The organism is Desulfoluna sp. CLI2B (genome assembly GCF_056847375.1).
The window spans coordinates 1,779,795-1,796,844 of the sequence record NZ_CP186557.1; the positions used below are offsets into that span (position 1 = coordinate 1,779,795).

The following is a 17,050-nucleotide window of genomic DNA, read 5'->3' on the forward strand; positions in this document are numbered from 1 at the left end:
GGAATTCACATGATCGAAGAACTTTGCCGCAAACACAACGACCTCACCGCCAGGGACATCGCCAAGCTGAAGTCCGTGGCGGAGAACCTCGGCATGATCGCCGACTGCACGGGTGCCGATATCTTTATCGACTGCATCACGCGCGACCCGGACGAGGCCGTGGTGGTGGCCCAGGCCAAGCCCAACAGCCAGGAGTCCCTCTACAAGGGCTCGGTTGTGGGGGAGCTTGCCTACCGCAGCAAGGAACCCGCGGTCTTAAGGACCATGGATGTGGGGATGCCCACCTCCGACATGTGGGCCGTGACCCAGGAGAACAAGAACGTCCGCCAGAACGTCTCACCCATCAAGAACGACGAAGGCCGCGTCATCGGGGTGCTTATTGCGGAAAAGGACATCACCGATCATGTGAAGACCAAGAACAATATTTCGGTCCTCTCCCGCACCACCGAGCAGCTCATGGAAGCCCTGATGACCTCGCGTCACCGGGATCACAACCTGCCGTACCACGACAGCGACGGCATCGTGATGTTCAACGAAATCGGGATCTCCACCTACGTCAACCCCGTTGCCGAGACCATCTATCGGAAGCTGGGGTATCTGGACAAGCTGGAAGGGATCCATTTTTCCAACATGGCCCTGGACCAGGTGGTCTTTCAGGATGTCCTTGAAAAAAGGCAGCTGAGCCACAATGAGGTCAAGGTTGGCAGCCTGGTGTTGAACCTGAAGTATGCTGTTATGAAGAGCCGGGATTTTAAGGTTTCCGGTGTGGTGATGCTGATGAGGGATGAGACGGACGCCAAAGCCAAGGAAAAGGAGCTGATCCTTAAATCCGTGGCCATCCGGGAGATTCACCACCGGGTGAAAAACAACCTGCAGACCATCGCAAGTTTGCTTCGGCTGCAATCCCGCCGGGTGGACAACGTCTCGGCAAAGACCGCTTTCAGCGAGAGCATCAGCCGCGTGCTGAGCATCGCGGCCACCCACGAGATCCTCGCCCAGAACGGCGTGGATGACGTGGACCTCCTTACCATGCTCCAGCGCATCAAGAGCAGCATCGTGGACTACTCGGTGGTGGGCGGCAAGGAGGTGCGGATCCTTATTCAGGGGGACACCTTCATGTGCAACTCCGACACGGCAACCTCCATCGCCCTGGTGGCCAACGAGGTGATCCAGAACAGCCTGAAGCACGCCTTCAAGGGCCGGGAAAAGGGGTCTATCTGTGTGGAGATCTGCAAGGCGTCCACCTACGGAAACATCATCATTACCGATGACGGGGTGGGCTTTGATCTGGGCCAGGTCCGGGAAGGGGCCCTTGGGACACGGATCGTCAACAGCATTGTGAAAGACAAGCTCCACGGGACCCTCACCACGGAATCGGGTGAGGGGGGAACCAAGGTGCTCTTTGACTTTCCCCTGGATGAGGCCACCAGCCAGGAACGACCGGAGTATCCCTCGATTCCGCAAACCAGCTGAACATAAACGGGGCCGGCAAGATCGGCACAACCCGACACGTATACAAGTTGAAGCCTCCACAATGGGGTGGGGGCGCCTTAAAGGCGATGAAGCCTGAAGAACCCGCGGATGTGGTGCGGAGATCTTCAGGCTTTTTTTGTTTCAGGACCGCAGGAACGGGTCAGGATCGTAGAAAAGGACGGAGTTTATTCATGAAAGAGAGCATCTTAAGCGTCGGTATCGACATCGGTACCTCCACCACACAGCTGGTTTTCAGCCGGATTACCATTGAAAATACAGCCTCCATGATATCCGTCCCCCGTATCACCATTGCCGACAAAGAGGTGGTCTACAGAAGCGACATCCACTTTACCCCCTTGAAGTCAAACACCGAAATCGATGGGGAGAAGGTGCGCCTCATCGTCAAGCACGAGTATGAAAAGGCCGGGGTCATCCCCGAGCAGGTCCAGACCGGAGCCGTCATCATCACCGGAGAGACCGCCCGTAAAGAGAACGCCGCCGAGGTCCAGAAAGCCCTCTCCCATTTTGCCGGGGAGTTTGTGGTGGCCACGGCAGGGCCTGCCCTTGAAGGCATCATCGCGGGCAAGGGGGCCAACGCGTCGGGTGAGTCCAAGAAGCGGGGGGCCGTGGTGGCCAACCTCGATATCGGCGGGGGCACCACCAACATCGCCGTCTTCGACAACGGTGAGGTTATCGACACCAGCTGCCTGGACATCGGCGGCCGGCTCATCAAGGTGGACGGCGGTAAGATCGCCTATATCTCCGAGAAGATGCAAAAACTTGCCGAGGCCAACCATGTGCCCATTGCCGTGGGACAGCCCGTAGACCGTGGCTTTCTCACCAAGATCGTCATCCGCATGAGCGAACTCCTGGAAGAGGTGGTGGGCATCCGGCCCCCCACGGACGATCTGGCCCTCATCTGCACGGACAAGGACCTGCGCCGGGACTACACCATCGATTACGTGACCATCTCAGGGGGCGTGGCCGACTGCCTGAAAGACGAGATCACCTGCGACTCCTTTTTATACGGGGACATCGGCCTCCTGCTGGGCCAGGCCATCGCACACTCTCTCATCGGCAAAAAGATCCCCGTGCTCACCCCGGCCGAGACCATCGGCGCCACGGTGGTGGGGGCCGGTTCCCATACCACGGATATCAGCGGAAGCACCATCTCTGTGAGCTGTTCCACCCTTCCCATCCAGAACATTCCGGTGCTGAAGCTTTCACGGGAGGATGAGGCTCTTCCCTTCGAGTCCTGGGGCGGGATCATCCGGGACAAGGTGGCCTGGTTCAGGCTCCAGGAAGGGGAGAAGCAGATGCCCGCCCTGGCCTTCAAAGGCCCCAGGGACATCGGGTTCCAGGAGATCCACTGCCTTGCCGAGAGCATCTTGGAAGGCATGGACGCGGTACTGCAGGAGGAGGCTCCCCTCACCGTGGTGGTGGAAAACGACCTGGCCAAGGCCCTGGGCCAGACCCTCCAGGTTAAGCTGGGGGACCGCAAGGAAGTGATTTGCATCGATACGGTGAAGGTGGAAAACGGAGACTACATCGACATCGGTCGCAAGCTTGCCGGGGGCAATGTGGTCCCCGTCATCGTCAAGACACTGTTGTTCAGCTACTAACACGGCGACGCAACCCACAGGAATCATCCGGAGGCGGTGAGGCCCTATGCCGGGCAAACCGCCCCGTCAAACGAGACAAGGAGGGCGATAGAAGAGACGAGACAGAGCGGACGGTTTTATTGATGAAGTCGACGAGATGATTTTTTCAAGAATACTGTTTTTCAAGGAGGCGTTATGTCAGGCAAGAGTGCTGTAAAAGTTCAAGACGATTATTACGCGCAGAGGGAATTGAAAAAAGGAGCGGCCGGTTGGGTCCTTCTCTCCTTTCTGGGCGTCGCGTACGTAATTTCCGGCGACTTCGCCGGGTGGAACTTTGGTATCGAAAAAGCAGGGTGGGGCGGTCTTCTCATCGCCACGGTCCTCATGGCGGTCATGTACACCAGCATGGTTCTCTCCGAGGCCGAGCTGGCAACCATCATGCCCTCTGCGGGCGGTGGGTCTGAGTTTGCCAAGCGGGCCTTCGGTCCCCTGGGCGGCTACATCACAGGCACGGCCATTCTTCTGGAATACGCCATCGCACCTGCGGCCATTGCATGTTTCATTGCCGGGTACTGCGGCTCGCTCTTCGGAGCCGGAGGCTCTCTTCTCGGGATGGTCCCCGAGGCCATGCAGGGAGGTGTCTCCATGCTGCTGGGCGGCACCTGGATGACCAAGGCCCTTTTTTACGGCATTTTTGTGGGTGTGCACCTTTACGGTGTGGGCGAGGCCCTGACCCTGATCATGGTGGTCACCGTCATCGCCGTGGTAGCCCTTGTGGCCTTCATCGTCTCGATGATCCCCCATTTCAACATGGCCAACCTCTTTGACATGAAGCCCGCTGCCGATGTGGCAGGTGCCACCACCTTCCTGCCCAACGGCTGGCTCGGTGTGTGGGCGGCGCTTCCCTTCGGGATGTGGTTCTTCCTCGGCGTGGAAGGGGTGCCCCTGGCAGCTGAAGAGTGCGAGGATCCCACCAAGGATATGCCGAAAGCCATTATCGTCTCCATGACCACGCTTCTGATCTTTGCCGCCCTGATTCTCTTTTTCGGGCCCGGCGGCTCCTCAGCTTTCCTGATCCGCGACGCGGCAGACCCCCTCATCGGGGCCATCCAGTCTCCCAACGCGTACGGCGGGCCGACCTTTGTCAGCCGCATGATCAACGTGGTGGGCCTGGCAGGACTCGTGGCCAGTTTCTTCTCGCTCATCTACGGCGCGTCCCGGCAGTTTTTTGCCATGAGCCGTGCGGGCATGCTGCCCACGTTTTTGTCCCTCACCGGGACGCGCAAGACCCCGTATGTCTCGCTCATCGTCATCGGGTCCATCGGCTTTGCCCTCTCCCTTGTGGTGGACGGCGACAGCCTGCTGGTGGTGGCGGTGTTCGGTGCCTCCATCTCTTACATCATGATGACGGCATCCCATTATGTGCTACGCGTCAAGGAACCCGATCTCTACCGTCCCTACAGGACACCGGGCGGCAGGATCACCTCCGGCGTGAGCACGCGGTCCTGGGGGGCTGCTCGCTTTTGCGCTGCTACCTGGCCAACGCCAAGATGACCATGATCGCAGCCCTCGTCTTCGTGCTGCTGATCATGCTCTACTACCTGGTCTACAGTCGGCACCACCTCATCGACTACGACCCGTCCGAAGACGATTTGAACTAGGTTTTACATCATCGGCCGGCCCTGGTTTGTCACAGCCGGGGCCGACCGATGAAGCAACATATGATGACATGGCGCCCCTGCCCCAGGCGGGGGCGCCCAAAGCGGATTCCCTTACAAAGGCGTTCGGGAGAAGTGCACCACGGTGGAAGGACGGACCCATGTCCGCGCCTCCGCCGAGCTCGGAAGGAGCGCACGCGTTCGACTCAATGGCGACTCGACACGCAGGCGACCCGCAGCATCGCAAGATGCGCCGGGCTGATGAAGCGCCATGCAGCGCAGGTGTTTTGCCGTTTCTGCGTCATGTAAGGGAACAGGCCGACCTTGAACGGGTGGGGCCTGCAAACTCCAATTTGCCCGATGACTTTGGCCGCATTACCGGAAGAGGTGTGTGCCTTGTTTCCTTACTCCAACGAAACACCCTGCTCATGGGAGACTTCCATGTCCGTCAGGCATGATCCCGCACTCTGTGCACTCGTCATTGGTTGAGGCGTGCGCAGGAAATAAAGACGCAGCGTTTTACTCTACTTAAGATAAGGACGTACACATGAGATTGAAAACAACCCTTTTCGGGGCCGTCTATGAGTTCAAGGATCTCTATGATGTCATGGCCAAGGCCAATGAGGAGAAGTCCGGTGACCGCCTTGCCGGCCTTGCCGCTGCTTCCGTCACGGAGATGGTCGCCGCCAAAGAGGTCCTGAGCAATATCACCCTGGCAGATATCCGAAACAATCCCGCGGTGCCCTACGAAGAGGACGAAGTTACCCGGATCATCCAGGACGACCTCAACGAGAAGATCTACGGCGCCATGAAAAACTGGACCGTGGCCGAGCTTCGCGAGTGGATCCTTGCAAGCGAGACCACCGGTGCTGATCTGCTCCGTGCCTCCCGCGGCCTGACCTCTGAGATGATCTCGGCCGTCACCAAGCTCATGAGCAACATGGACCTGGTATACGGCGCCAAGAAGATCACCGTCACCGCCAAGTGCAACACCACCATCGGTATGCCCGGCACCCTGGCCTGGCGCCTTCAGCCCAACCACACCACCGATGATCCCGACGGAATCCGCATCTCCACCCTGGAGGGCCTCTCCTACGGTTCCGGTGACGCGGTGATCGGCCTGAACCCGGTGAACGACACCACGGATTCCTGTCTGAATATCCTCACCATGTTCCGCGAGATCATGGATGAGTATGAGATCCCCACCCAGAACTGCGTGCTGGCACACGTCACCACCCAGATGGACGCCATCCGTAAAGGCGCCCCCTGCGACATGATCTTCCAGTCCATCGCAGGCTCCCAGAAGGGCAACGAAGACTTCGGTGTCTCCGCCGCGCTTCTTTCCGAAGCCCACGACCTGATGCTGAAAGAGGGCACCTCCGTAGGTCCCAACGTCATGTACTTTGAAACCGGACAGGGCTCCGAGCTCTCCTCCGACGCCCACCACGGCGTGGACCAGCTCACCATGGAAGCCCGTTGCTACGGTTTTGCACGTCACTACAACCCCTTCATGGTCAACACCGTGGTCGGGTTCATCGGTCCCGAGTACCTCTACGACGCCAAGCAGGTGACCCGTGCAGGCCTTGAAGACCACTTCATGGGCAAGCTCTCCGGCATCTCCATGGGTGTGGACGCCTGCTACACCAACCACATGAAGGCCGACCAGAACGACATCGAAAACCTCGGCATGCTCCTCTGCGCAGCGGGCGTGAACTACCTCATCTCCGTACCCCAGGGCGACGATATCATGCTTATGTATCAGTGCCCCGGCTACCACGAGACCCCCGCCCTGCGTGAGATTATGGGCCTGCGTCCTGTTCCCGAGTTCGAAGCCTGGCTCGAGAAGATGGGCCTCATGGAAAACGGTAAAATGACCCGCCGCGCAGGCGACGCGTCCCTTTTCATTCGATAGCAGGGAGGATCGACGTGATTTCAGAAAACACACTTAAAAATATCATCGCCGAGGTGCTGACCACCATGGACAGCGCTGATGCGGCTCCGGCTGCTTCAGACGAGCCTCGTGCCGCAGCCTCCTGCGAAGTGGGCGAGGACCTGGCCGCTGTCGACCTTCGCAAGCAGCTTCTGGTTCCCGAGCCCAACAACCGCGAGGCCTACCTCAAGATGAAGGCCACCACCCCGGCCCGTATCGGGATCTGGCGCACAGGGGCCCGGTACCTCACCGGAAGTTCCCTGCGTTTCCGCGCCGACCACGCCGTGGCCCAGGATGCGGTCTTCAACAACGTCTGCTCCGAGTTCATCAAGGACTGGGGCCTGCTGGAGCTCAAAACCCAGTGTGCCGACAAAGACGAGTACCTCACCCGTCCGGACCTGGGGCGCAAGCTTGATGACGAGAGCATCGCCAAGGCCAAGGCCGAGTGCAAGATGAACCCCACGGTTCAGTTTGTGGTCATCGACGGCCTGAGCTCAACCGCCATTGAGACCAACGCCAAGGACACCATGGCAGCGGCTCTCCAGGGCCTGAAGAACCTCGGCATCGAAGCGGGCACGCCCTTTTTCGTCCGATACGCCCGCGTGCCCTCCATGGACAGCGCCTCTGAAGTGACCCAGCCCCAGGTAACCGTCGCCCTCGTGGGCGAGCGTCCTGGCCTGGCCACCGGTGAGTCCATGAGCGCCTACATGGTGTACCAGTGCCGCGAAGGGATCTCCGAATCCAAGCGCACCATTATCTCCAACATTCACAAGGGCGGGACCCCCGCCGTTGAGGCCGGTGCACAGATTGCGGATATCGTTAAAAAGATGCTCGAGCAGAAAGCAAGCGGCATCGATCTTCAAATTTAGGAAGACCAAGGAGACACGAACACATGAAAGGTGATGCACTTCGCACGACCGTTTTGAGCGTCAAGATGATCCCCAACGTGGATTCGGACATGATCAAGCGCCTGGAGCTCCCCGAGGGGCACCGAAGCATCGGCATGATCACCACCGACTGCGATGACGTGGGATACACCGCCATTGACGAAGCCACCAAAAAGGCCGACGTCAAGGTGGCTTACGCCAAGAGTTTTTACGGTGGGGCCGACAACGCCAGCACCAAGCTCGCCGGTGAATTCATCGGTATCCTCTCCGGGCCCAACCCGGCCGAGGTCAAGAGCGGTGTCAACGCGGCCATCGAGTTCATCGAAAACGACGCCTGTTTCTACAGCGCCAACGATGACGACTCCATCCCCTATTACGCCCACTGCGTTTCCCGCACCGGCTCTTTTCTGTCCGACCTGGGCGGCATCCCCGAAGGCGAGGCCATGGCGTATCTTATCGCCCCTCCCATCGAGGCGATCTACGCCCTGGATGCGGCCCTGAAGGCAGCCGACGTGGAGATGGTGGAGTTTCAACTCCCCTTCAGAGACCAACTTCGGCGGGGGCCTGCTCACCGGGAGCCAGTCTGCCTGCAAGGCAGCCTGTGACGCCTTTGCCGACGCCGTGATCCATGTGGCCGACAATCCCCTGAAATACTAATCACGGGAGGTCCTTATGAACGGCAAGGCATTAGGAATCATTGAGACCGTGGGACTCGTTCCCGCCGTGGAGGCCGGTGATGTGGCGGTGAAGACCGCCGATGTCACCATCATGGGCTCCCAGGCGGTGGGGGTGGGGCCCGTACTTCATCCCGACCAAAGGCGATGTTCGCCGTCAAGGCATTCTTGTCGACGCCGGCAGCACGGCGGCTGCCCGCCTGGGTGAGGCTCTCGTGACCGTCATCGCCCGGACCGCCGAAGGCCTTGAAGGCATCTTGATCGAAGAGGGAAAACGCCCCAAGTGTGTTCCCGAGCCCAAGGCCCCCTGCAATGCCCCGTCTGAACCCACCGCCCGCCCTGGGGCGGAGCCAGGCGACGGCCCTGTCCAGGTTGCCGAGCCTGTCCGGGAAGCTTCCGAGGCGAAGGAAGCGGCACCGGCTCCCGATGCGGACGATGCACCGGGATTCGACATGGCGGACCTGAAAAAAATGAAAGTGACCAAACTGAGGCGCCTCGCCCGGCAGCTTCCCTCCTTTTCCATTGCGAGGGGGGAGATCAAGTATGCCAAGAAGAAAGATCTTCTTGAGGCGTTTGTGCAATACATGAAGACATTAGAGAAGTAAGAGAGGACGTGAAGATGGTAGATAAGGATTTGCTCTCAATTCAGGAAACTCGAGCCCTGGTCCGTGCGGCACGCGCTGCACAGCCCACGCTCCCCCAGGCTGGTCAGGAGCGTGTGGACGCTCTGATTGAGGCCATTGCCAAGGTGGGCTCCGAGATGGCTGAAGAGCTGGCCAAGATGGCCAGCGAAGAGACCGGCTACGGCAAGTGGCAGGACAAGAAACAGAAGAACATCCTCGCTTCCGAAAAACTGGTCAGCTACTACCGAGGCACCAAAACCATCGGTATCATCAACGAGGACAAGGAGAAGAAGATCGTCGAGATTGCCGCTCCCATGGGCGTCATCGCCGGCCTCATTCCCTCCACCAACCCCACGAGCACCACGCTCTACAAGTCCATCATCGCCCTGATGAGCGGGAACGGCATCGTGTTTTCCCCTCACCCCACCGCGGTGAAGTGCATCTCGGCCACCGTGAACATGATCCGCGGCGTCCTCAAGGCCATGGACTTCCCCGAGGACCTCGTGGGCGTCATCAGCGTTCCCACCATGCAGGGCACCGATGAACTCATGAAGATCACCGACATGATCCTGGCCACCGGCGGCAACGCCATGGTCAAGGCGGCTTACAGCTCCGGTACCCCTGCCCTGGGCGTGGGCTCCGGCAACGTGCCCGCCTTCATCGAGCGCAGCGCCGATGTGGACGTGGCCGTGCAGAAGATCCTCTCCTCCAAGACCTTTGACAACGGCACCGTGTGCGCCTCCGAGCAGTCCATCGTCACCGAAGCCTGCATCGCCGACAAGGTCAAGGCCAGCGTCATCGCCCAGGGCGGTTTCTTCCTGGAAGGGGAGAATCTCGTCAAGGTCAAGGCCGTCATGGAGCGCGCCAACGGTTCCATGAACCCCGCCATCGTAGGTCGCTGCGCAGCGGACATCGCAAAGGTTGCAGGTATCGACATCCCCGCAGGCACCACCATGCTGCTCTGCGACGAGCCCGGTGTGGGACCCAAATTCCCCTTCTCCAAAGAGAAGCTCACCGCTCTGCTCGGTTTCTACGTGGTCAACGACTGGCAGGAAGCTTGCGAGCTCTGCTTCAAGCTCCTCCAGAACGGCGGCATGGGTCACTCCATCGGTATCCACTCCAACAACGAGACCGTGATCCGTGAGTTCGCCCTGAAAAAGCCCGTTTCCCGTTGCCTGGTCAACACCCCCACCACCCAGGGCGCCGTGGGCATCTCCACCAACATGGCTCCTTCCCTTACCCTCGGGTGCGGGACCGTGGGCGGCAGCGCCACAATTGCAGAACGTGGACCCCCAGCAGCTCTTCAACATCCGTCGCATGGCTTACGGCCTGGACGACGCAGCCACCACCAGCTGCTCTGCCCCTGCTGAAAGCATCGACGTGCAGGCGGTGACCAACATGATCATGGAGCAGCTCAAGAAGATGAGCGGCACCGTTTAATTACGGCGTGACACACCCCTTGCGGGGTTTTTGAAACCTGCCGCTTCCGGCCGGTTTCCCAAGGACGCTGGCAAGCAAATTGCTTTGCTCAGTGGCAGGTTTTTAAAACGAACGATTTTCATATGATAACACGAGGAGAAAACAACATGAGTTCACAGAACGCTCTTGGAATGATCGAAACCCGAGGTCTTGTAGGCGCAGTAGAAGCAGCAGATGCCATGGTAAAGGCTGCCAACGTTACCCTCATCGGCCGCAGCCAGGTGGGTGCCGGTCTCGTCACCGTCATGGTTCGTGGTGACGTGGGCGCCGTCAAGGCAGCCACCGACGCCGGTGCCGCAGCCGCCGACCGCGTGGGCGAGCTCATCAGCGTACACGTCATTCCCCGTCCCCACGGCGAGGTTGAACTGATCCTTCCCAAGATCGAAGGATAATAAGCCATGAAAGTCATATCGGAATCCTATCTGAGAGATCTCTTCAGAAAGGACGTTCCTGAGACTTTCAGGCTGGAGGAGGGTCAGATCCTGACCCCCTCCGCATCCCAGCTTCTCGGTGAGAAGGGGGTCAAGGTCGTCAGGGGCGCTGAAGAGCCAAGCCCTTCACAGCCCGGGGCCGCCCCAAAGAGAGGCGGAAGGGGAGAACGAGAAGAACCCAAAGCGGCCGGCCCCCGATACGTATCGGCCGTGGACGGCGGTCAGTTCGAGACAAAGCCCGAGCACATGACCCAGCTCACGGGCAACCGGCTGGTCCCCAAGGACCACCCCCGGATTGTCTTCAGGGGCCGCCTCGACACCTGCCAGGGGGAGATTCTCCTGCTGCAGGCCAAAGCCCATGATGCCGGGAAAAAGGCATTGGTGGAGGATCTCGCAGAGCTCCTCGAGTGGACCCGCGACATCATGCGTCGCGATGTCCTGGACACCCCCATCCCGGACAAGCCCATCATCGGCTTGACCGATGCGGAACTCCGGGCCCACTCCCACAACCCGAAAAAATACTTCGGGGTAGGGCACCTGCTCCCTTCATACGACATGGGGGAGATGATTCTGAGGCTCAACCGCCTGCGAGCCCAGATTCGGGAAATGGAAGTATCGGCCGTCAGTGCGCTGAAAGAGACCTTTCACCTGGACAAGCCCGATGTGGTCCAGGCACTGAACCGAATGAGCAGCGCCGTTTACATCATGATGCTCAAAGACAAAGGCGGCATGTACACGTAGGAGATCAGATGGAACAGACAATCGTAGAAGATATTATCAAGAAGGTCATGGCCCAGGTGGGCAGCACCGGTACCCAGGGGGCCCCCGCAGCCGGGGACGCCATTCCGGTGGAGCTCTCCGGCCGCCATGTCCATCTGTGTGAAGAGGACGTCAAAGAGCTGTTCGGCGGATCCCTGACCCATGTCAAGGAGCTTTCACAGCCGGGACAGTACCTCTGCAAGGAGCGGGTTCGTCTCATCGGGCCCAGCGGTGTCATCGACAACGTGGCCGTCCTGGGACCCGCCCGCTCCAAGAGCCAGGTGGAGCTTTCCCTCACCGACGCCCGTATCCTCGGGATCAAGGCCCCGGTTCGCCAGTCCGGCGACGTGGCCGGCACCCCGGGCATTGTCCTCACCTCCGGCACCGGCCTTGCCGGGTTGGACGAGGGCGTGATCGTGGCTGCCCGTCATATCCACATGTCCCCTGCGGACGCGGCCCGTTTCGGCGTGTCCGACAACCAGAAGGTGGATGTCCATATGGACGGAAGCCGTCCGGCCGTGTTCAAGGATGTCATCGTTCGGGTGAACAAGGATTTTCGCCTGGCCATGCACATCGACTTTGATGAAGCCAACAGCTGCGGCCTGGGCAAAAATGCCACCGGCCGTATCGTGGGCGTAACCCAGGAGGCGTAACCTTGGACTTTTCATCCGTTGATCGGACCATTGCCGATCTTGAAACGTGTCTCAAAACCACTCGGGAGGTGTCTCCCACCGAAGAGCTCCTGGTGGGGGTGGACTTAGGTACCGCCTTCATCGTGCTGGTCGTCATGAACAGCAAAAAAGAGCCCGTGGCCTGTGCCATGGAGTTTGCCCAGGTCATTAAAGACGGCCTGGTGGTGGACTACATCGGCGCCATGACGGTGGTGAAACGCCTGAAAGCCCAGCTGGAGGAACGCCTCGGACGGGAACTGGAGAGGGCGGCCATTGCCGTGCCCCCCGGTACCGGTGAGTCCGATTGCAAGACCCACGGCTATGTGGTGGAAGGCGCGGGGATGGAAGTGACCAACCTGCTGGACGAGCCCACGGCGGCCAACGCCGTCCTGGGGGTCGAAGACGGTGTCATCGTGGACATCGGCGGCGGAACCACCGGCCTCTCCATCCTGGAGAAGGGCAAGGTGGTCTACGTAGCCGATGAAGCCACGGGCGGAACCCATCTCTCCCTGGTCCTCTCCGGTGCTTACAAAGTGAGCTTCGAAGAGGCCGAGGAGATCAAACGGGACTACGGACGGCACAAGGAGATCTTTGCCGCGGTCCGTCCCGTGATCCAGAAGATGGCCACCATCGTGAAGGGGCACATCAAGGGGCGGAACATAAAGTCCGTCTACCTTGTGGGCGGCACCTGCTGCCTCACCGGCATGGAGACCGTGTTCGAAAAAGAACTCGGAATCCCGGTACACAAACCGGCCAACCCCTTTCTCGTGACCCCCATGGGCATTGCCCTGAGCTCCGTGAGCACGGGCGAACAGGAGACAGACCATGGATGTTGAAGCACTGGTGAAAGCCATTACCGTCGAAGTTCTCAAGCAGATCGGCGGGGAGACGAAAACCAGGTGCTCATCATCGGGGACAGAAGCTGCCCCAAATGCCAGGCCGCTGAAAAGCGTCTGGGCAAGGGGAACACCTTTCTCTACCCGGATGAGGACCCCGGGCCCAACGAGCCCGTCAGGCGCATCGTGCCCTACCTCTCCATCCGCCACATGGCGGACATGGCCGCAGGACGGGCCGAAGGACCGCTCATGGAGCTGGCTTTCCGCGCTCTTCTGGCCGGTCAGACCGTGGAGGTGGTGGAGTTTGAATACAAACGCCATGCCGACACCGCCCCGGAAGGCCTCATGCGGCTCTTCGAGGGCCAGGAAGCGGCCCTTGCCGGATACGGCCTTGTGGCCATGGATGTGACAAAGCGCGACACCGTCCGGATCAGGAAGCCCCTGGTGACGGACGCGGACGTGGCCGAGGCAGGGCAGCGGGGTGCCAAGGAACTTAGGCTTCCCGCCGACGCCCAGGTCACTCCCCTGGCAGTGGAGAGCGCCAAAGAACTCGGCATCACCCTTTCCCGGGGATAACAACGGAGAGGCCATGACCACCCGGCCTTTCCATCAGCATACGAGGCGACCAGGATGATAATTGGCAAAGTGATCGGCAATGTGTGGGCCACAAGAAAGGAAGAGGGCCTGAGCGGCATGAAACTCATGGTGGTCAGGCGGCTGGACGCCTGCACCAACGAAGAACTCGACACCCTCGTGGCCGTCGACTTCATCGGTGCGGGCATCGGCGAGAGGGTTCTCGTGGCCACGGGCAGCTCGGCGCGGAGCCGCCATCACCCTCGACGCCGCACCTGTGGACGCCACCATCGTCGGGATCATCGATGAGGTCGAGGTCCAGGAAGGACTGTAGGACATGGATTCCCTGGGACTCATAGAAAGCCGGAGTATCGCCGCAGGCGCTGTCCTTGCCGACATCATGGTCAAGGCCGCCGAGGTGACCCTCCTCAAGGCCGGGACCATCTGCTCCGGCCGGTACCTGATCCATGTGGGCGGTGACCGCCAGGCTGTGGACACCTCGGTGAAAGCAGCCAAAGCAGCCGGTTACTCCCTTGCGGGGAGCTACACCATCGGAGGCGTCTCCCGGGAGGTCCTCGATGCCCTGAAGCACAGCCCCGTCGTTACCCACTGCGGCGCCATCGGCGTGGTGGAGTGCCGCACCGCCTCTTCGGGGGTGGTGGCTGCCGATCAGGCCGTCAAGCGGTCCACGGCCTGTCTGGCGCGGATCGTCACGGGCAACGGCATCAACGGCAAGTCGTATTTTGTGATGACAGGTGATGTGGCCTCCGTGGAAGAGTCGGTTGCGGCGGCAAGAGAGACCCTTGGAAAAGACCTTGTGGAGGCGGTGGTGATGCCGTCGCCCGACTCCTCGGTCGTCAATGCGTTGGTGAGGCGCCCGTAGCCCGTTTGCGGGGGCCTTGCAACAAGAACCAGCGAAATGCACTGCAAGAGACTCTGCGAAACTAAAAAGGGTGTGGAGGAGATCATCGTGGACGGTACCGTCTACATGGACGGCTCCATGATCCTGACTCCCGGCGCCAAAGATGTTTTACGCAACAAAGGCGTCACCATCGTCTACGGCCCCAGGCCCGAGACGTGTGAAGAAGACCGGCTTGCAGCCATGGTCGCCGACCTGCTCAAAAAAGAGTACGGCATCACCGACGATGCCCAGGTCAAGGCGGTGTGCTGCAAGGTGGTCGAGGCAATCAAGAACAACGCTTAGGTGTTGAGGGCGTGATGCCCGAGACAGGGCACCTTGGGCACGTGGGTGCACAGGGTGCGGAAACGCCTTCGGGCAGACAACCCAATCTATACATAAGAGGAGAGAATAATGAAAGCACTTGGAATGGTTGAAACCAAAGGTCTTGTGGGAGCCATCGAAGCAGCGGACGCCATGGTCAAAGCAGCCAACGTCGAGCTGGTGGGTCGTGAGCAGGTAGGCTCCGGCCTTGTTACTGCCATGGTCCGCGGGGACGTAGGCGCCGTCAAGGCCGCCACCGACGCCGGTGCCGCAGCTGCTGATCGTGTGGGCGAGCTCGTGAGTGTTCACGTGATTCCCCGTCCCCACTCTGAGGTGGAGCTGATCCTCCCCCAGAAGCGCGAAGCATAGGGATGTGTGCCGGCGGCCCCTTTCGGGGTGCCGCCGGCAGCCCTCGCGTGCCCGGGCAAGGGGAGGACCTGCCGGTTATCCCTTTCCCCAGTCACGCGATGGCAGAGAGACGCCATGTACTGCCATCTAAACGACATGCCGACCGAAGTGGGACGGATGTCCGCTTTGTATGAACCGACGCGGCGGGAGGCGGCATGACCCGTGACCTTGGCCATGAGCGCATGGAAGGTCACCGGCCGTTGTCATCACCCCGAACCATCGCACCGGAAAAGGAGTTCCACATGGGTATCAATGAAAAAGTCCTTGAAGAGCTGATTAGAAAAGTGGTTTCCGAGCAGCTGGGCGGCGCCAAGTCCCCGGCCTTTACCAAAGTCGTGGACGAGAAGAGCGGCGTCCTCTGCGTGAAGACCGATACCGTCAAGCCCGAGCCCTTTGACACGGGCAAGGCCGGAGACAAAGTCTTTCTCACCGACATCGTGACCCTGGACGAGAGCCCCCGCCTCGGCTGCGGCATCATGGAGATGGAGACCACCTCCTTTGACTGGACCCTCAAGTATGACGAGGTGGACTACATCATCGACGGTACCCTGGAGATCGTCATCGACGGCCGCAAGGTAGTGGGCAACAAAGGGGACATCATCTTCATCCCCAAAAACACCTCCATCGCCTTCAGCGTTCCCGAGTCCGCACGCTTCATGTACGTCACCTATCCCGCCGACTGGGAATCTCAGTAACCGGAGGGCGCAGCCTTGATCGATGAACGGACGCACCCAACGAGACCGCGACGGCGAGAACGCCATCAACGCCCTTGAGAAACTTGAGGGCAGGCACGCCTTTATCGTCACCGACGCCTTCATGGTGAAGATCGGCTTTGCCGACCGCATCATCAGTGGCCTGGAGCGCGCCAACATCACCAGCTGCGTGTACGACAAGGTGGAGCCCGATCCCTCCCTGGAGACCGTGCGTGAGGGCACGGTCAAACTCCTGGCCGACGGCGCGGACATGATCATCGCCTTAGGGGGCGGCTCCTCCATCGACGCGGCCAAGGCCATCATGTACTTCGCCTACAAGGCGGATCCGGCCAAGGGCAAGCCCCAGCTGGTGGTGATTCCCACCACCAGCGGCACCGGCTCCGAGGTGACGGCGGTCACCGTGGTCACCGACACTGAGCAGCAGATGAAGATTCCCCTCATGGATCCCCTGCTGGTCCCGGACATGGCCGTGCTGGACGCCCGGTTCACCCGGTCGGTACCCCCGTCGGTCACAGCCACCACGGGCATGGACGTGCTCACCCACGCCGTGGAGGCCTTTGTCTCCACCCCGGCCAACGCCTTCACCGATCTGTACGCGGTGCACGCCATCAAGTACGTGTTCCGTTACCTGCTGCGCTGCTACCGCAACGGGGACGACATGGAGGCGCGGCAGAACATGCTCCTGGCCTCGTGCATGGCGGGCATGGCCTTTAACAACAGCGGCCTGGGCGTGGCCCACAGCATCGCCCATACCTTAGGGGGACTGTTCCACATCCCCCACGGCAAGGCCAACGCCGTGCTGCTTCCATACGTCATCCGCTTCAACAGCTTTGACGTCCGGGACCGCTACCGCACCATCGCCAAGAAACTCGAACTCCCCTGCGAGACCGTGGAGCAGGGCAACGAGAGCCTCATTGAGGCGGTGCGCTGGCTCAACAGTCAGATGGGCATCCCCAACCGCATCCGGGACCTGGGCATCGACGAGAACGAGTTCCAGACCTCCCTTGAGACCATGGCCCGCCATGCCATGGAGGATGCCTGCACGCCCACCAACCCGAGGCGCCCCTCCCTGAGGGACATCCGGCAGTTGCTGCGCAAAGCGTACTAACAAA

The 17,050-nt window shown here is 60.4% G+C and carries 22 protein-coding genes; all 22 read left to right on the forward strand.

The genetic code is table 11. The features are described from left to right. Window positions 1-9: 9 nt before the first annotated feature. Entirely contained in the window at window positions 10-1,473 is a 1,464-nt protein-coding gene (locus tag ACOYW2_RS08600; RefSeq protein WP_482770127.1) for a sensor histidine kinase, read from the forward strand. A 191-nt stretch (window positions 1,474-1,664) separates the two neighbouring features. Beyond that, window positions 1,665-3,095: an ethanolamine ammonia-lyase reactivating factor EutA gene (gene eutA, locus ACOYW2_RS08605; protein ID WP_482770128.1), complete on the forward strand. Its 1,431-nt coding sequence runs from the start codon at window positions 1,665-1,667 to the stop codon at window positions 3,093-3,095. A gap of 174 nt (window positions 3,096-3,269) precedes the next feature. Next, window positions 3,270-4,628, forward strand: coding sequence for an ethanolamine permease (gene eat, locus ACOYW2_RS08610; RefSeq protein WP_482770129.1), 1,359 nt, complete (start codon window positions 3,270-3,272; stop codon window positions 4,626-4,628). Next, entirely contained in the window at window positions 4,598-4,735 is a 138-nt protein-coding gene (locus ACOYW2_RS08615; RefSeq protein ID WP_482770130.1) for a hypothetical protein, read from the forward strand. The genes eat and ACOYW2_RS08615 overlap by 31 nt, the downstream gene beginning before the upstream one ends. A gap of 544 nt (window positions 4,736-5,279) precedes the next feature. Then, a complete protein-coding gene (locus ACOYW2_RS08620) occupies window positions 5,280-6,644 on the forward strand; it encodes an ethanolamine ammonia-lyase subunit EutB (protein ID WP_180141115.1) in 1,365 nt (454 codons plus the stop codon). Between the two features lie 14 nt (window positions 6,645-6,658). Then, window positions 6,659-7,531 carry an ethanolamine ammonia-lyase subunit EutC gene (eutC, locus tag ACOYW2_RS08625; protein ID WP_482416631.1) on the forward strand — a complete coding sequence of 291 codons (873 nt, stop codon included), beginning with the start codon at window positions 6,659-6,661 and terminating at the stop codon, window positions 7,529-7,531. Window positions 7,532-7,554: 23 nt separating this feature from the next. Next, complete coding sequence (eutL, locus tag ACOYW2_RS08630) at window positions 7,555-8,154, forward strand: ethanolamine utilization microcompartment protein EutL (RefSeq protein ID WP_482422560.1); 600 nt, start codon at window positions 7,555-7,557, stop codon at window positions 8,152-8,154. Window positions 8,155-8,221: 67 nt separating this feature from the next. Beyond that, window positions 8,222-8,431, forward strand: coding sequence for a BMC domain-containing protein (locus ACOYW2_RS08635; protein WP_482422561.1), 210 nt, complete (start codon window positions 8,222-8,224; stop codon window positions 8,429-8,431). Window positions 8,432-8,438: 7 nt separating this feature from the next. Next, complete coding sequence (locus tag ACOYW2_RS08640; RefSeq protein WP_482422562.1) at window positions 8,439-8,828, forward strand: hypothetical protein; 390 nt, start codon at window positions 8,439-8,441, stop codon at window positions 8,826-8,828. A gap of 14 nt (window positions 8,829-8,842) precedes the next feature. Further along, window positions 8,843-10,216: an aldehyde dehydrogenase family protein gene (locus ACOYW2_RS08645; RefSeq protein WP_482423695.1), complete on the forward strand. Its 1,374-nt coding sequence runs from the start codon at window positions 8,843-8,845 to the stop codon at window positions 10,214-10,216. Continuing rightward, window positions 10,164-10,286, forward strand: coding sequence for a hypothetical protein (locus tag ACOYW2_RS08650; protein ID WP_482422563.1), 123 nt, complete (start codon window positions 10,164-10,166; stop codon window positions 10,284-10,286). The genes ACOYW2_RS08645 and ACOYW2_RS08650 overlap by 53 nt, the downstream gene beginning before the upstream one ends. Before the next feature lie 146 nt (window positions 10,287-10,432). Beyond that, window positions 10,433-10,717, forward strand: a complete 285-nt coding sequence (gene eutM / locus ACOYW2_RS08655; protein WP_092210417.1) for an ethanolamine utilization microcompartment protein EutM — start codon at window positions 10,433-10,435, stop codon at window positions 10,715-10,717. A gap of 6 nt (window positions 10,718-10,723) precedes the next feature. Continuing rightward, window positions 10,724-11,497 (forward strand): hypothetical protein, encoded by a 774-nt coding sequence (locus tag ACOYW2_RS08660; RefSeq protein ID WP_482770131.1) that lies wholly within the window; start codon window positions 10,724-10,726, stop codon window positions 11,495-11,497. 8 nt (window positions 11,498-11,505) lie between these two features. Beyond that, window positions 11,506-12,168 carry a phosphate propanoyltransferase gene (locus ACOYW2_RS08665; protein WP_482416630.1) on the forward strand — a complete coding sequence of 221 codons (663 nt, stop codon included), beginning with the start codon at window positions 11,506-11,508 and terminating at the stop codon, window positions 12,166-12,168. Between the two features lie 2 nt (window positions 12,169-12,170). After that, window positions 12,171-13,022: an ethanolamine utilization protein EutJ gene (gene eutJ / locus ACOYW2_RS08670; RefSeq protein WP_180141128.1), complete on the forward strand. Its 852-nt coding sequence runs from the start codon at window positions 12,171-12,173 to the stop codon at window positions 13,020-13,022. Window positions 13,023-13,085: 63 nt separating this feature from the next. Then, window positions 13,086-13,598: a hypothetical protein gene (locus ACOYW2_RS08675; RefSeq protein ID WP_482422565.1), complete on the forward strand. Its 513-nt coding sequence runs from the start codon at window positions 13,086-13,088 to the stop codon at window positions 13,596-13,598. 54 nt (window positions 13,599-13,652) lie between these two features. After that, complete coding sequence (locus ACOYW2_RS08680; RefSeq protein ID WP_482422566.1) at window positions 13,653-13,904, forward strand: EutN/CcmL family microcompartment protein; 252 nt, start codon at window positions 13,653-13,655, stop codon at window positions 13,902-13,904. A gap of 28 nt (window positions 13,905-13,932) precedes the next feature. Then, complete coding sequence (locus ACOYW2_RS08685) at window positions 13,933-14,478, forward strand: BMC domain-containing protein (protein WP_180141134.1); 546 nt, start codon at window positions 13,933-13,935, stop codon at window positions 14,476-14,478. A 36-nt stretch (window positions 14,479-14,514) separates the two neighbouring features. After that, the gene (locus ACOYW2_RS08690; protein WP_482422567.1) at window positions 14,515-14,799 is read left to right on the forward strand and encodes a hypothetical protein; all 285 of its coding nucleotides are present in this window, start codon (window positions 14,515-14,517) and stop codon (window positions 14,797-14,799) included. Window positions 14,800-14,907: 108 nt separating this feature from the next. Next, window positions 14,908-15,186 (forward strand): ethanolamine utilization microcompartment protein EutM, encoded by a 279-nt coding sequence (gene eutM / locus ACOYW2_RS08695; RefSeq protein ID WP_152004558.1) that lies wholly within the window; start codon window positions 14,908-14,910, stop codon window positions 15,184-15,186. Window positions 15,187-15,380: 194 nt separating this feature from the next. Next, window positions 15,381-15,920: a cupin domain-containing protein gene (locus tag ACOYW2_RS08700; protein WP_218951026.1), complete on the forward strand. Its 540-nt coding sequence runs from the start codon at window positions 15,381-15,383 to the stop codon at window positions 15,918-15,920. Between the two features lie 22 nt (window positions 15,921-15,942). Then, entirely contained in the window at window positions 15,943-17,046 is a 1,104-nt protein-coding gene (locus ACOYW2_RS08705) for a 1-propanol dehydrogenase PduQ (RefSeq protein ID WP_482422568.1), read from the forward strand. The last annotated feature ends 4 nt before the right edge of the window (window positions 17,047-17,050 follow it).

Excerpts from the sequence above, each read along its gene's own strand:
- ACOYW2_RS08600 (WP_482770127.1), top strand. The coding sequence starts at position 10 with ATGATCGAAGAACTTTGCCGCAAACACAACGACCTCACCGCCAGGGAC.
- eutA (WP_482770128.1), top strand. The coding sequence starts at position 1,665 with ATGAAAGAGAGCATCTTAAGCGTCGGTATCGACATCGGTACCTCCACC.
- eat (WP_482770129.1), top strand. The coding sequence starts at position 3,270 with ATGTCAGGCAAGAGTGCTGTAAAAGTTCAAGACGATTATTACGCGCAG.
- ACOYW2_RS08620 (WP_180141115.1), top strand. The coding sequence starts at position 5,280 with ATGAGATTGAAAACAACCCTTTTCGGGGCCGTCTATGAGTTCAAGGAT.
- eutL (WP_482422560.1), top strand. The coding sequence starts at position 7,555 with ATGAAAGGTGATGCACTTCGCACGACCGTTTTGAGCGTCAAGATGATC.
- ACOYW2_RS08635 (WP_482422561.1), top strand. The coding sequence starts at position 8,222 with ATGAACGGCAAGGCATTAGGAATCATTGAGACCGTGGGACTCGTTCCC.
- ACOYW2_RS08645 (WP_482423695.1), top strand. The coding sequence starts at position 8,843 with ATGGTAGATAAGGATTTGCTCTCAATTCAGGAAACTCGAGCCCTGGTC.
- ACOYW2_RS08650 (WP_482422563.1), top strand. The coding sequence starts at position 10,164 with ATGGCTTACGGCCTGGACGACGCAGCCACCACCAGCTGCTCTGCCCCT.
- eutM (WP_092210417.1), top strand. The coding sequence starts at position 10,433 with ATGAGTTCACAGAACGCTCTTGGAATGATCGAAACCCGAGGTCTTGTA.
- ACOYW2_RS08660 (WP_482770131.1), top strand. The coding sequence starts at position 10,724 with ATGAAAGTCATATCGGAATCCTATCTGAGAGATCTCTTCAGAAAGGAC.
- ACOYW2_RS08665 (WP_482416630.1), top strand. The coding sequence starts at position 11,506 with ATGGAACAGACAATCGTAGAAGATATTATCAAGAAGGTCATGGCCCAG.
- ACOYW2_RS08680 (WP_482422566.1), top strand. The coding sequence starts at position 13,653 with ATGATAATTGGCAAAGTGATCGGCAATGTGTGGGCCACAAGAAAGGAA.
- ACOYW2_RS08685 (WP_180141134.1), top strand. The coding sequence starts at position 13,933 with ATGGATTCCCTGGGACTCATAGAAAGCCGGAGTATCGCCGCAGGCGCT.
- ACOYW2_RS08690 (WP_482422567.1), top strand. The coding sequence starts at position 14,515 with ATGCACTGCAAGAGACTCTGCGAAACTAAAAAGGGTGTGGAGGAGATC.
- eutM (WP_152004558.1), top strand. The coding sequence starts at position 14,908 with ATGAAAGCACTTGGAATGGTTGAAACCAAAGGTCTTGTGGGAGCCATC.
- ACOYW2_RS08700 (WP_218951026.1), top strand. The coding sequence starts at position 15,381 with ATGACCCGTGACCTTGGCCATGAGCGCATGGAAGGTCACCGGCCGTTG.
- ACOYW2_RS08705 (WP_482422568.1), top strand. The coding sequence starts at position 15,943 with ATGAACGGACGCACCCAACGAGACCGCGACGGCGAGAACGCCATCAAC.